The organism is Rhodococcus sp. 008 (assembly GCF_001682295.1).
In the GTDB taxonomy this organism is placed as follows: domain Bacteria; phylum Actinomycetota; class Actinomycetes; order Mycobacteriales; family Mycobacteriaceae; genus Rhodococcus_F; species Rhodococcus_F qingshengii.
On the sequence record NZ_CP012749.1, the window covers coordinates 3,771,373 to 3,783,866 of the forward strand.

Below are 12,494 nucleotides of genomic sequence, written 5' to 3' on the forward strand. Positions count from 1 at the left end.
ATATGCTCTGAGAAGGACTTGGGAGGGAACAGGACAAATGGGAGCAGGGCACGGTCATTCACATGGCCACTCGGCAGCAGATTCGGTCGGCGTAGGACCGTCACCGCAACGCATCAGAAAAATGGCGATCGCGCTTGCGATCCTCGTTGCGTTCCTCGTACTCGAGGCCACGGTCGGCATCCTGATCAACTCGTTGGCTCTGCTTGCCGACGCCGGTCACATGCTCACAGACGTGGTGGGTATGGCCATGGGACTGACGGCGCTGCTGCTCGCGAAGAGGGGCAGCACCACCGCGGCCAGGACCTTCGGTTGGCACCGCGCCGAAGTGCTGACCGCCATGGCCAATGCGGTGATGCTGCTGGCTGTCGCCGCCTGGGTCTTCTACGAGGCAATCGGCCGCATCGGTAACGAACCCGAGATCCCGGGCGGCGCCCTGATCATCACGGCGGCCGCCGGCCTGGCCGCGAACATCGTCGTGATGCTGATGCTGCGCGGCGATTCCAAGGACAGCCTGGCCGTGCGTGGTGCCTACCTCGAAGTGCTTGCCGACGCCGTCGGTAGCGTCGGCGTTCTGATCGCCGGTGGCCTTGTCCTGCTGTTCAACTGGACGTGGGCAGACGTCGTCGTCGGTGTTCTCATCTCGCTCTGGGTGGTGCCGCGCGCGATCAAACTGGCCGCAGCATCGCTGCGCATTCTGACGCAGGCTTCGCCGGCCGACGTCGACGTCGAGGCAGTCGAGGCCGACCTGGCCGCGCTGCCGAGCGTGATGGGTGTCCACGACCTACATGTCTGGACTCTCACCACCGGCATGGATGTCGCCACGGTCCACCTGACCAGTGACGCGAATTCGTCGAACGTTCTGGAATCCGCGCGCACCGTCCTCGAGAGTCACGGTCTTTCCCACGCCACCGTTCAGGTGGAATCGTGTGCCAACGGCGAGCATTGCGAGAAGAACGTCACTTGGTGAAGCGGGTGATCTCCTTGCCCGGCTTCCAGAGATCGACGTACATGTGCTCGTCGTCGACCGTCGTGTGCACCACCTCGTCGATGTCGAGCACAAAGAGGTGCAGGGGTTTCGGAACCTCGTAGGTGTAGCTTGCGAGCACGGCTTCGAACTCGTCGCCGGCCACCTCGCGTGCGATTCCGGCGATCTTCGCGTCACCGCCCTCCATGGTGTGCTCGCCGGGATTGCTGTGGAGGGCGTAGCGCCCGTCACGGATGAGATCCTTCGCCTTGAGTGCGCCGAACATCGAACCGAGCACCAGACGCCCGTCGAGGATTTCGACTTCGGTGCCGCTGACCCGTGGTGAGCCGTCCTTGCGCAGCGTTGCGAGGACGTGATGCTTGTGGGCTTTGAACCGCGCTAGGACCGCGTCGGCAAGAGCGGGTACTTCTTCGGAGAACTGCTTCCAGGTGACCATGACGGTCATTGTGCACCCCTATTCCTGACAACTTCTGTCAGTGATTCTCGGTAATGTTCGGTCCATGAGATCCGCGCGGTTACTCCAACTCATGCTGCGTTTGCAGGGGAGTCGCGGCGTCGTCGCCGAGCAGTTGGCCGACGAGTTCGGTGTGTCAGTGCGGACGATCTACCGCGACGTGGCCTCGTTGTCGGCTGCCGGTGTGCCGATCTGGACCGAGAGCGGCCCCGGTGGTGGCATCCGTCTGCTCGACGGTTGGCAATCCAAGCTGTCCGGTATGACCGACGACGAGACGTCCGCACTCATGCTGTTGGGCGTGCCGTCCATCGCTGCAGATCTCGGGCGATCCGACGCCGTCGGTTCGGCGGGGGCCAAACTGCTCCGCTCCCTGCCCGGTCCCCTGCGCGAGAGTGCACGACTGTGGCAGGACCGCATTCTCGTGGACGTTCCGGGCTGGTTCGGCGGCGTCGACGACATCTCTGCGCTTCCGATCGTCACATCCGCTGTGCTGGACTCGCGTCGACTGCGCTTCGTCTATCGCGATCGCGAGCGGACGGTCGAACCGCTGGGTCTGGTCATCAAAGCCGGTGTTTGGTATCTGGTGGCGGGGATGAACGGTCGAACGCTGTCGTTTCGAGTCGGCCGCATCAAAAATGCCGTGGTAGAAGATGATTCGTTCACTCGGCCGGTGGATTTCGACCTGCCGTCGTGGTGGGCGGCGTCGATGGCCGAGTTCGACCGTTCGCTGCTTCGCTTCGAGTGTCGCGTGCGATTGTCACCAGAGGGCAGGCGCCGGCTCCCCGATGTGGTGGGCGAGCTTGCCGCTGCAGTCGAAGTGGGGCCAGAGGACAACGACGGATGGGTCAGTGCCGAGCTGAAACTCGAGAGCGAAGCTGTCGCTCTCTCGCAGTTGATCGGGCTGGGAGCCGACGTCGAGGTGCTCGAACCCTCGTCTTTGCGTGAAGGGATACGCACCGTGGCGGAGCAGATGGTGCTCCGCCACGGGCACGACAGCTAAGCCGTCGCAGAACGCTTTGCGAGCATGCGGGTGATACCCAGTTGAGCGGCGACGATAACGGCGCCAACCACCAGGCCCAGTGCTGCCGAGGCAAGTGTGTTGACGATCCACGCCAGCACGCCACCGACTCCAGCGATGTCACTGACTGCTTCTTCGCCGTGATGAACGGCGTCGTAGAGCGGGTGGAAGCCCAGTTCGTCGATGCCGACCAACAGGATGTGGCCACCGACCCACAGCATCGCGGCGGTACCCACGACCGAGAGCACTGACATCACGTGAGGCATGCCGCGAACGAGGCCTCGGCCGACCTTGTGGGTGAAGCCAGACGACGTCTCGGCGATCTTCAATCCGATGTCGTCCATCTTCACGATCAGTCCGACGACGCCGTAGACGACCACGGTGATGACGACCGCCACGACGGCAAGGATCACCAATCGGCTCCAGAAGCCTTCGCCTGCGATGGTGTTGAGTGCGATCACCATGATCTCGGCGGACAGGATCAGGTCGGTGCGGACGGCGCCCGAAACCACTGCTTCTTCGTCGCGAGGATGCTCGTCAGCGGCCTCGTGGTGGTCACCGTGGCCGAAGATTGCACCCCAGATCTTGTGAACCGCTTCGTAGCTGAGGTAACAGCCGCCGACCATCAACAGTGGCGTCAGCAGCCAGGGGAGGAACTGACTCAGCAGCAGAGCGATCGGAAGGATGATCAGCAGCTTGTTGCGCAGCGATCCGATGGCGATGCGCTTGATGATGGGCAACTCGCGTTCGGCTGCGAGCCCACGGACGTACTGCGGCGTGACGGCTGCGTCGTCGATGACGACGCCGGCCGCTTTGGCGGTCGCCTTACCGGTTGCGGCGGCAACGTCGTCGATCGAGGCGGCAGCCATACGAGCCAGGGCTGCGACGTCGTCGAGCAGGGCGAAGAGTCCGCCGGCCATCACAGACCTCCAGTGGAATCAGTGGAAAAAGGTGGCCGGACCGAACCGGTGACGCAGTTACTTGATCGCACGAGGTCTCTATCCATGATCGTCGTAGGTGAGGTCAGGTCACCTGGAACGATACCGGGGGCATCCGTCAGGGACGACCTCGCGAGGTCGGTTGCCCTTCGTCACGAAAGGTCTTCCCGACCCGGTGCTCGCGTGTAAGACTGCACAGAAGATCGATCGAAACGGGGCACTATGCGTGAACCAGACACTGCACAGGTCGCCAAGACTTTCGACGCAATGGCGGCGCACTACGACCGACAGATCGGGCGCTTCGAACGCTTTGTGCTCGGTGACGCCCGGAAATGGGCCGTGGACCAGGCGCATGGCCGCGTGGTCGAGATCGCCGTGGGTACCGGACTGAACCTGCCTCTCTACGGAGACGACGTCGATTACGTCATCGGCGTGGACATCTCGACTGCGATGCTCGATCAGGCCAGGCTCAAGGTCTCCGAGGGAGTGAAGACCGAAGTCGACCTACGACTCGGAGACGTGCAAGCACTCGATGTTCCCGACGAGTGCGTGGACACGTTGGTCTCGACCTACGCCTTTTGCACGATCCCCGATCCGGACCGAGTTGCGAACGAAGCATTTCGAGTCCTGGTACCCGGTGGTCGATTCGTCCTCGCCGAGCACGGACCGAGCAAGAACGTTGTTGCTCGTACGTTGATGAAGGTCGTCGAACCGCTTTTTGTTCGGTTCGGTGCCGATCATCTCACCCGTGAACCGGTTGAATACCTCGAAAACGCCGGTTTCCTGATCGACGAGGTGCAGCGCAGCGGCCGGGGCGGAATCGTGTTTCGGGTCGTTGCGCGCAAGCCGGATCCCGAATGGACGGCACTCGGTCACTGATGTCGGAATGCCGTCCATCGGGGATTGCTCAGCCCAGGCGCTCCAGGATGGTCGCGTTGGCCAACCCACCTGCCTCACACATGGTCTGGAGTCCGTAGCGCGCGCCGCGCTGCTCCATCGCGTTGACCAGGGTGGTCATGATCCGCGTTCCGCTGCCGCCCAGTGGGTGGCCGAGCGCGATGGCGCCGCCGTGGACGTTGACCTTGGACAGGTCGACGCCGGTGTCCGCTGCCCACGAGAGGACGACGGGGGCAAAGGCCTCGTTGACCTCGAACAGATCTATGTCCGAGACCGTCAATCCCGCACGGGCCAGGACCTTCTGCGTAGCCGGGATGACCGCGGTGAGCATGTAGAGCGGATCGTCGCCGGCAACTGCGAAGCTGTGCAATCGTGCCTTCGGGGTGAGGCCGAGTTTCGCGGCGATCTCACTGGTCGTGATCATCACCGCCGAACTGCCGTCCGAAAGCGGGCTGCTGTTGCCCGCGGTGATGGACCAGTCGATCTGTGGGAATCGCTGTGCGTAGTAGTCGGATTCGAAGGCGGTCCGTAGGCCGGCCAGGGTCTCGACCGTGGTGCCGGGGCGGATGGCCTCGTCGACCGACAGCTGCGGGAGCGTGGCGAGTTCCTTGGTGAAGTAACCACTCTCGGTTGCCAGCGCGGCTTTCCGATGGCTCGACGCCGAGAACTCGTCGAGTTGGGTGCGGCTCAGTCCCCACTTGGCAGCGATCAATTCGGCGCTGATGCCCTGCGGTACCAGACCGTCCGGATAGCGCTCTTCGAAACCCACGCCGAGTGATTCGCGCCCGATGCTGCTCGAGCCCATAGGGACTCGGCTCATCGACTCGACTCCGGCAGCGACAACGATGTCGTACGCACCGGCAATGACGCCCTGAGCGGCAAAATGAACTGCTTGTTGGCTACTTCCACACTGTCGGTCGACGGTGGTTCCCGGTACCGACTCAGGGTAGCCTGCGGCGAGAAGGGCAGTGCGAGTGACATTCTGGCTCTGTTCACCGACTTGGCTTACCGCTCCACCGATGACGTCGTCGATCAGTGCTGCATCGATTCCAGTGCGTTCGACTACCGCCTTGAGGCTGTGGGCGAGGAGGTCGACGGCGTTGATGCCGTGCAGGGCGCCGTTCGCCTTTCCCTTGCCGATCGGAGTGCGAACGGCTTCGACGATAACTGCGTCTCTCATGACAAATTCCTTTCAGGGATGGCGGATTCAACAGGGACAACCGGGGTGGGTGTGGTCGCAGGTGTCATTCCCAGTGATGCCAGGGCAGACACAAGCGCGACGGCAAAGATCACCCACCAGGCCTGGCGGAAGGTGTCGTAGTCGACAGCAGAGCCGAGAACCGCGATCAGAACGCTCACGCCGAGAACGGTTCCGATCTGTCGGCTCATGCTGACGATTGCACTACCGGTGGCCGATCTGGCAGGTGCCAGATCCGCCGTGGCCTGCGACAGAATGGTCGGCAGGGCAAGACCGACACCGATCCCGGCGATGATCCAGCCTGGTAGGAGTCCGGTCGCGTAGTTGGGCGTCGTATCAACCGAGACGAGAACGAGTACGGTTCCGACTGCCCACAGAAGGCTGCCGAGTGCGGCGACGCGTCCCGCCGAGTACCTGCGCGTCAGCGATCCGCCGGCGATGGCGAACAGCGGAACGAGAAGCGGACCCGGTGAGACGGCGAAACCGGTTCGCAGAGCGGAGTATCCCCAGGCTTCCTGGAGCCACAGGATGTTCGAGAGAAGACCCGCGGCGAATGCTGCGCTGAACAGGATGGCGGTGACGTTGGACCAGGCAAACGAGCGGATCTTCAGAAGATCCGGAGCAATCAACGGAGTCCGGTGACGAGAGTTGCTCCACCAGAACGAGAGTAGTGTCACGGCGGCCACGGCGAAGGCGATCAGAACGCGATTGTCGGTCCATCCCCAGTCCGGACCCTGGACGAGTGCCAGGGCGAGAGAGCCGATTCCGACGGTGAGGAGGGCAGCGCCGACGAAGTCGATACCGGCATCGGGGTCCTTGTGTGTTGTATCCGGTACGAGTCGGACTGCGAAGTAGAGCAACACGATGCCCACTGGAACATTGATCAGGAAGACCCAGCGCCACGAGGCCTCTACGAGGATGCCGCCCACGACAGGGCCGAATGCAGCTGCTGCAGCGCCGGCGGCTGCCCAGATGCGAACGCCGGATTGACGTTTCGCGGCGGGAAGCGCATTGATCAGAAGCCCGAGACTGGCCGGGGTGAGCGCAGCGGCACCGACTGCCTGGACGATACGGAAGGCCACCAGTGCCCACAAGGACGGGCTGAAGGCACAGGCGGCGCTGGCGAGGGTGAACAGTGCGAGGCCGGCGATGAAGGCGCGCTTGTGCCCGATCCTGTCCGCCCAGCGTCCGAGGGGTATCAACAGTGCGGCGTAGACGATCGCGTAGCTGTTGAGGATCCAACTGAACTCGCCGAGCGAGTGACCCGGGTAGCTCTTGGCGATGTCGCCGAAGGCCACGTTGACCACAAAAAGATCGAGGCTGGCGACAAACGGCGCCCCCGACAGTATCGCGAGCAGGGGTCCGGTCCGCACCGGCTGGCTATGAAGTTCCATAGTCAGCAATCTAGACTCTGGCTATGGTTATGGCAAGCCAGGGGGTATGGTGAATTGCATGGACGCTGTACGACTGACCGGAGTGCTCGAAGATCGCGACGCCTGGCGGGCCACGCACTGTTCGATCGGGCGGGCCATGGAAGTGGTCGGCACTCGATCCGCGATACTCATTCTGCGAGAGGCCTATTACGGCACAACGCGTTTCGACGACTTCGCGTCGCGCGTCGGCATCACCGAGGCGGTTGCGTCGGCGAGGCTGAAAGAACTCACTGAGGCGGGACTGTTCGAGCGTGTGCCGTACAAGGAGCCTGGAAGGCGGACGCGGCACGAGTACGTGCTCACCGAGAAGGGCCGTGACCTGCTGCCGGCGGTTCTCGCGCTGATGCAGTGGGGCGACAAGTATCTGCACGGCGGAAAAGGTGGACCGTTGGAGGTGGCCGACGACGCTACTGGTGAGCGCGTTCGCGTCGAGGTGCGCAGTGAGTCGGGTCGTGAAGTGCCTTTGGGGGAGTTGCGAGTCTCTGTCAACGAATCGCGTCGGCGGTTGCGCGAATAGCGATGCATCTCAACAGCTCTCGAGTGTAGGTCTTCTTGAAGTTGTCCGGTTTGTCTCTGGTTATCGAAAGTATGTTCGATTAAACTTTGAGCATGGACAGTCGGGGAGCGTGGCAGCTGGATGGCGAGGACCTCAAGAGTGAGGTTCTGGTTCTGGTGCGCGCCCGGCACGAGTTGCAGTCGCGGATGGTGTTGTTGATCGTGGAGATGTTTTCCCGTGAGGTTCTCGGTGGGAAGGGTTTTCGGGCGATCGCGCTGTGGTTGCATGGTTCGACGAATTTGGAGATCGGTGAGTGCAGTCTGTTGGTCGGGTTGGCGCGGTTGTTGATGCTCGAACCCGTGGTGGGCGATGCGTTTCATCGTGGTGACGTGGATGCGTTGAAGGCGCGGCAGGTGGCGTCGTTTTGTCAGCATCCACCCAAGAACATGACGCCGGCGGATGTGGACAAGGCTCGCGGGATTCTGTTGGGGTTGGCGTCGCAGAACATTGCCGATTGTGATGCGGTGCGGGCGGCGATTCGGCGGATCGAGAAGCAGTACGGCAAGCGTGAGGACGGCGTTCCGGTGGGTGAGGATTCGGAGCGTAACGAGTTCTACGCCTCGAAAGGCTTGTACGGGCGGGTGTCGGTGAAGGGTGATTTGGATGCGGTGAACGGGGCCCGGTTGATCACGTTGTTGTCGAGTTTGTCGGCTCCGACGCCGGAGAAGGACGGCGTGAAGGACACGCGTACGCCGGCGCTGCGGCGGGCGGACGGCTTCTGCGAGTTGTTGCGCCGGTATGAGCGGGCGGGGTTGGGTCCGATCGAAGGCGGAGTGAAACCACACATCACGGTCACCGCCAACGCAAAAGACATGACAGACCTCAAGGCGTTGAAAGACCTCCTGCCGTCCACCGAGGAACTGGGTTTCGCGTGGACGGATTGGGTGGGCCCCATCAGTATCGATACCGCACGGATGCTGGCGTGCGACTGCACGATCACGCGGATTTTGTTGGATGAGAATGGTGTTCCGCTCGACTGCGGTAAGGAAGCGAGAACAGCAACGGTGCCGCAGCGGCGGGCTCTTGCGGTTCGGGATGGTGGGTGTGCGTTTCCGGGGTGCGGAACTCCGTCGGGGTGGTGCGATGCCCATCATATTGTTCACTGGAACGATGGTGGCCCAACGGATCTCGACAACCTGATCTTGTTGTGCGGTCATCACCACCGGACGCTGCACCACACGGAATGGCGGGTGGAGATCGGACCGGATCGGAAAACGGTGTTCTATCCACCGATGTCGATCGATCCGTATCAACAGCCGATCGGCGGGAACAGCCCACCCACAGCGGCGTGAACCGCGACAACTGAAGACGTGAGCACCGGGGCACCTCTACGCCCCGGTGCTCGAGCTCGCGTTTGGGAGTCCCCGCGTTTGGGAGTTTTGTGGCAGGGCGTCAGCTCAGTGACTTCTTGAACCCGACATGGGAGGCCACAAATCCGAGTCGCTCGTAGAAGTCGTGAGCTTCCTTGCGAGTTTGATCCGAGGTGAGCTGCGCCAGAAACGCGCCGCGCCGGGCACCTTCTTCGCAGGCCCATCGGATCATCGAACTGCCGATGCCTTTACTTCGGTAGTCCTCGTGGACGCGAACAGCTTCGATCTGCAGTCGCGTGGCACCCATCCGGCTCATACCCGGAATGAAGGTCAATTGCATTGTGCCGATTACCGCGTCGCCGACCAGAACGGTGACGAGAAGTTGAGCCGGATCCTCGTCGATTCGCTTGAACGCGTCCTCGTAGATCGTTCGGGCTTCGGGGTTGGTCGTCTCCCGGGTGCTGCCGATCGGGTCGTCGGCGAGCAAGTCGATCAGTGCCTCCACGTGTCGAATCTCGGCCCGCGTGAGGGTGTACTCCACTCCGCCGGACTGAAATGACGTCGCAATCATCGATGCTCCCCTGAAGAAGAATGAATGTCTGAAATGTCAGACTCTCACGAGTCTCCTCCAGCGCACTCGATCACGTCCAAAAACGCATGAGGGCGTTACCGAGCATGGCGTAGTAGTCGGACACACCGCTCAATTCGAAGATCCAGTAGATCGCGTCGAAGAAGACGACATTGATCTGTGGGACGAACAGGAGCGCAACCAGCAGGAGCAGTCCGTACGGCTTGAACTGGTCGAGTTGGTGCCGTGTATTGGGTGCGAGGTAGGGCTCCAGCGCGTTGTAACCGTCCAGACCCGGGACTGGGAGCAGGTTCAAAACTGTTGCCATGACCTGCAAGAAAGCCAGGAAACTGAGGCCGGCCCAGAACGTCAGATGCTCGGCCGATGAGCCGTACGTACGTATGACGACGAGGAGGATCACGGCGGCGACGGCATTCGTGAACGGACCGGCGAGCGATATTCGGGCCTGCACCTTGGGCGGGAACATCCCGGTGCGCAGGTACACGGCGCCGCCGGGAAGCCCGATGCCGCCCAATGCGATGAACAGCACCGGCAGACCGATCGAGAGCATCGGATGGCTGTACTTGAGCGGGTTGAGCGTCAGGTAGCCACGAGCCTCGACGTCGGTGTCTCCATGACGCCACGCCAGATAGGCATGCGCGAATTCGTGCAAGCAGAGCGTGACCACCCAGCCGGCAACCACGAGGACAAAAACACCCGCGCGGCCCGCGATGGAACCCCACGTCGAGTTCCAAGCGACGATTCCGGCGATGACAGTGATCGCAACTACGCCGAGGAAGACAGGGCTCGGCCGAACCGCCGACCGTGCTGCTCCGGTTCTCACCTGACCAACAACCAAGTCTTGTCGTGCCGGTAGAAGGTCGAACGCTTGAGATCGCGTGGGTTGGCCACCCCATCGCGAACCAGTCGCGCTGCCGGCGAGCCCAGTTGAATGGCTCGGCCTTCCAGCCAGCGTCGCCCGCTCCAGCGGCTCTTGCGGTCGACTGATGCCTTGATCCCGGGGAGCTTGGGGCTCGGCACTATCCGGATGCCGGGGACTGTGCCGGAGAACAGCTTGTTGTCGTCGACGTAGGCCTCGCCGATCAGTTCGTCTGCATCCGCCGGACCCGTGACAGTTGCTGCGCCTACCAGCGCGATTCCAGCGTCGTCGCGAATGAGCGGCACGGTGTGGACTGTGCCTTTCAAGGCCGCGCGCGCAGCTCTTGCACCGGTCGCGAGTTTGTACGCGTCGGTTGCGTCGGACCTGTTCTCGGTGACGTAGGCGAGTTCGACGTTGAGTCGCTCCAATCGCATCAACCGCGTCAATGCCGCGGCAAACGCGCCGTCGTTACCCACGACGATCAAGCGAGGTTCCGTGACGACCTGCAGTTGGGACAGGGCCTCGTCGAAGTCTTGCTTCTCCGGAAGTTCAGGGACGGTGAACGACGTGAGTTCACCCAGGGGGAGTGGAACCGGCGAATCGCCACATTTGAGCACCACAGGGGTCAAAGCCACTCCTAGCTCGATCAAGACTTCTTCACGGGTAGTGGGACCTCGCCACCCTTCCCCGAAATGGCCGTCCGAATCACTGCCGACGATCTTAGTGCGAGTGTCTGTGTCGACTCGCAATCGTGATGGTCACCGGCCAAATTCTGGACCGTCAGGTCTGGTCTGATGCTCTGGGCTAGACTGCTCCTTCGGTCACTGCAACAGTTCGGCGCTGCATCATGTGCGCGGAAGCCAGGCAGTACCAATGCGGCGGGACAACTGCTGCACGTCGACCGTAGGAGACAACGTCATGCCGGCAATCGTCCTGATCGGCGCCCAGTGGGGCGACGAAGGTAAGGGCAAAGCTACAGATCTACTGGGCGAGCAGCTTCAGTGGGTCGTGCGATACCAGGGCGGTAACAACGCCGGACACACCGTGGTTCTGCCGAACGGTGACAAGTTCGCACTGCACCTCATCCCGTCCGGAATCCTCACCCCCGCCGTCAACAACGTCATCGGTAACGGTGTCGTCGTCGACCCGGGTGTGTTGTTGACCGAATTGGCAGGCCTGGAAGAGCGCGGCGTGGACACGTCCCGCCTGCTGCTTTCTGCTGATGCGCACCTGATCATGCCGTACCACGTGGCCATCGACAAGGTCACCGAACGCTTCCTGGGAGCGAAGAAGATCGGCACGACCGGCCGCGGTATCGGCCCGTGCTACCAGGACAAGATCGCCCGTGTCGGTGTCCGTGCCGCGGACGTCCTTGACGAGAAGATCCTGACCCAGAAGGTCGAAGCAGCACTCGAATTCAAGAACCAGGTGCTGGTCAAGATCTACAACCGCAAGGCACTCGACCCGCAGCAGGTCGTCGAAGAGGTACTGACGCAGGCCGAGGGTTTCAAGCACCGCATCTCGGACACGCGCCTGGAACTCAACCTCGCCCTCGAGCGCGGCGAGACCGTTCTGCTCGAAGGTTCGCAGGGCACTCTGCTTGACGTCGACCACGGCACGTACCCGTACGTGACCTCGTCCAACCCCACTTCGGGTGGTGCGGCGGTCGGTTCGGGAATCGGTCCCACCAAGATCACCACAGTGCTCGGCATCCTGAAGGCGTACACGACGCGTGTCGGTTCCGGTCCGTTCCCGACGGAGCTGTTCGACGATCACGGCGCATACCTGGCGAAGCAGGGCGGCGAGGTCGGTGTCACCACCGGACGCGCTCGTCGTACGGGATGGTTCGACGCTGTCATCGCGCGTTACGCGACGCGCGTCAACGGCATCACCGACTACTTCCTCACCAAGCTGGACGTGCTGAGCAGCCTCGACACCGTGCCGATCTGTGTCGCGTACGAGGTGGACGGTGTCCGCCACGACGAAATGCCGATGTCACAGAGCGACATTCACCACGCCAAGCCCATCTACGAAGAGATGCCCGGCTGGTGGGAAGACATCTCGGAGGCTCGCACCTTCGAGGAACTGCCGCAGAATGCGCAGAACTACGTGCTTAGGCTCGAAGAGCTTTCGGGTGCGTTCATCTCCTGCATCGGTGTCGGCCCCGGCCGCGACGAAACGATCGTCCGGCGCGAGATCGTCCGCTAGTTTGTTCCCTCGAAATCCCCGCTCATGCAAGCATGAGCGGGGATTTCGT

Annotated in this window: 13 protein-coding genes; 6 read left to right on the forward strand and 7 right to left on the reverse strand. The window is 62.3% G+C overall.

The features are described 5' to 3' along the window. Window positions 1-37 precede the first annotated feature (37 nt). Window positions 38-967 carry a cation diffusion facilitator family transporter gene (locus AOT96_RS17570; protein WP_007726784.1) on the forward strand — a complete coding sequence of 310 codons (930 nt, stop codon included), beginning with the start codon at window positions 38-40 and terminating at the stop codon, window positions 965-967. Here the strand turns inward: AOT96_RS17570 and AOT96_RS17575 are convergent. Continuing rightward, window positions 957-1,421, reverse strand: coding sequence for a pyridoxamine 5'-phosphate oxidase family protein (locus AOT96_RS17575; RefSeq protein ID WP_065352867.1), 465 nt, complete (start codon window positions 1,419-1,421; stop codon window positions 957-959). The two genes, AOT96_RS17570 and AOT96_RS17575, sit on opposite strands and share 11 nt — an antisense overlap. Before the next feature lie 64 nt (window positions 1,422-1,485). Here AOT96_RS17575 and AOT96_RS17580 point away from each other — a divergent pair, with 64 nt between their 5' ends. Further along, on the forward strand, window positions 1,486-2,439 hold the full coding sequence (locus AOT96_RS17580) for a helix-turn-helix transcriptional regulator (protein ID WP_065352077.1): 954 nt from the start codon (window positions 1,486-1,488) through the stop codon (window positions 2,437-2,439). On the opposite strand, the gene AOT96_RS17585 is transcribed toward AOT96_RS17580, so the two are convergent. Then, the gene (locus AOT96_RS17585; protein ID WP_007726787.1) at window positions 2,436-3,377 is read right to left on the reverse strand and encodes a DUF808 domain-containing protein; all 942 of its coding nucleotides are present in this window, start codon (window positions 3,375-3,377) and stop codon (window positions 2,436-2,438) included. The genes AOT96_RS17580 and AOT96_RS17585 overlap by 4 nt on opposite strands. Window positions 3,378-3,617: 240 nt before the next feature. Here AOT96_RS17585 and AOT96_RS17590 point away from each other — a divergent pair, with 240 nt between their 5' ends. Beyond that, a complete protein-coding gene (locus AOT96_RS17590; protein WP_042452162.1) occupies window positions 3,618-4,274 on the forward strand; it encodes a class I SAM-dependent methyltransferase in 657 nt (218 codons plus the stop codon). Window positions 4,275-4,302: 28 nt separating this feature from the next. On the opposite strand, the gene AOT96_RS17595 is transcribed toward AOT96_RS17590, so the two are convergent. Continuing rightward, window positions 4,303-5,472 (reverse strand): thiolase family protein, encoded by a 1,170-nt coding sequence (locus AOT96_RS17595; RefSeq protein ID WP_042452159.1) that lies wholly within the window; start codon window positions 5,470-5,472, stop codon window positions 4,303-4,305. Beyond that, the gene (locus AOT96_RS17600; RefSeq protein WP_042452157.1) at window positions 5,469-6,884 is read right to left on the reverse strand and encodes an MFS transporter; all 1,416 of its coding nucleotides are present in this window, start codon (window positions 6,882-6,884) and stop codon (window positions 5,469-5,471) included. The genes AOT96_RS17595 and AOT96_RS17600 overlap by 4 nt, the downstream gene beginning before the upstream one ends. Before the next feature lie 58 nt (window positions 6,885-6,942). On the opposite strand from AOT96_RS17600, the gene AOT96_RS17605 reads away from it, so the two are divergent. Beyond that, window positions 6,943-7,440: a winged helix-turn-helix transcriptional regulator gene (locus tag AOT96_RS17605; RefSeq protein ID WP_065352868.1), complete on the forward strand. Its 498-nt coding sequence runs from the start codon at window positions 6,943-6,945 to the stop codon at window positions 7,438-7,440. Between the two features lie 92 nt (window positions 7,441-7,532). Next, window positions 7,533-8,771 (forward strand): HNH endonuclease signature motif containing protein, encoded by a 1,239-nt coding sequence (locus tag AOT96_RS17610; RefSeq protein WP_065352078.1) that lies wholly within the window; start codon window positions 7,533-7,535, stop codon window positions 8,769-8,771. 100 nt (window positions 8,772-8,871) lie between these two features. Here the strand turns inward: AOT96_RS17610 and AOT96_RS17615 are convergent, their stop codons facing one another. From AOT96_RS17615 to AOT96_RS17625, 3 genes are all read right to left on the reverse strand, one after another. Then, complete coding sequence (locus AOT96_RS17615; protein WP_007726792.1) at window positions 8,872-9,360, reverse strand: GNAT family N-acetyltransferase; 489 nt, start codon at window positions 9,358-9,360, stop codon at window positions 8,872-8,874. Window positions 9,361-9,430: 70 nt separating this feature from the next. Next, on the reverse strand, window positions 9,431-10,201 hold the full coding sequence (locus tag AOT96_RS17620; protein WP_003944319.1) for a site-2 protease family protein: 771 nt from the start codon (window positions 10,199-10,201) through the stop codon (window positions 9,431-9,433). Continuing rightward, complete coding sequence (locus AOT96_RS17625; protein ID WP_080726714.1) at window positions 10,198-10,872, reverse strand: hypothetical protein; 675 nt, start codon at window positions 10,870-10,872, stop codon at window positions 10,198-10,200. The genes AOT96_RS17620 and AOT96_RS17625 overlap by 4 nt, the downstream gene beginning before the upstream one ends. Before the next feature lie 283 nt (window positions 10,873-11,155). Here AOT96_RS17625 and AOT96_RS17630 point away from each other — a divergent pair, with 283 nt between their 5' ends. Next, entirely contained in the window at window positions 11,156-12,445 is a 1,290-nt protein-coding gene (locus AOT96_RS17630) for an adenylosuccinate synthase (protein WP_003944351.1), read from the forward strand. Window positions 12,446-12,494: the final 49 nt, after the last annotated feature.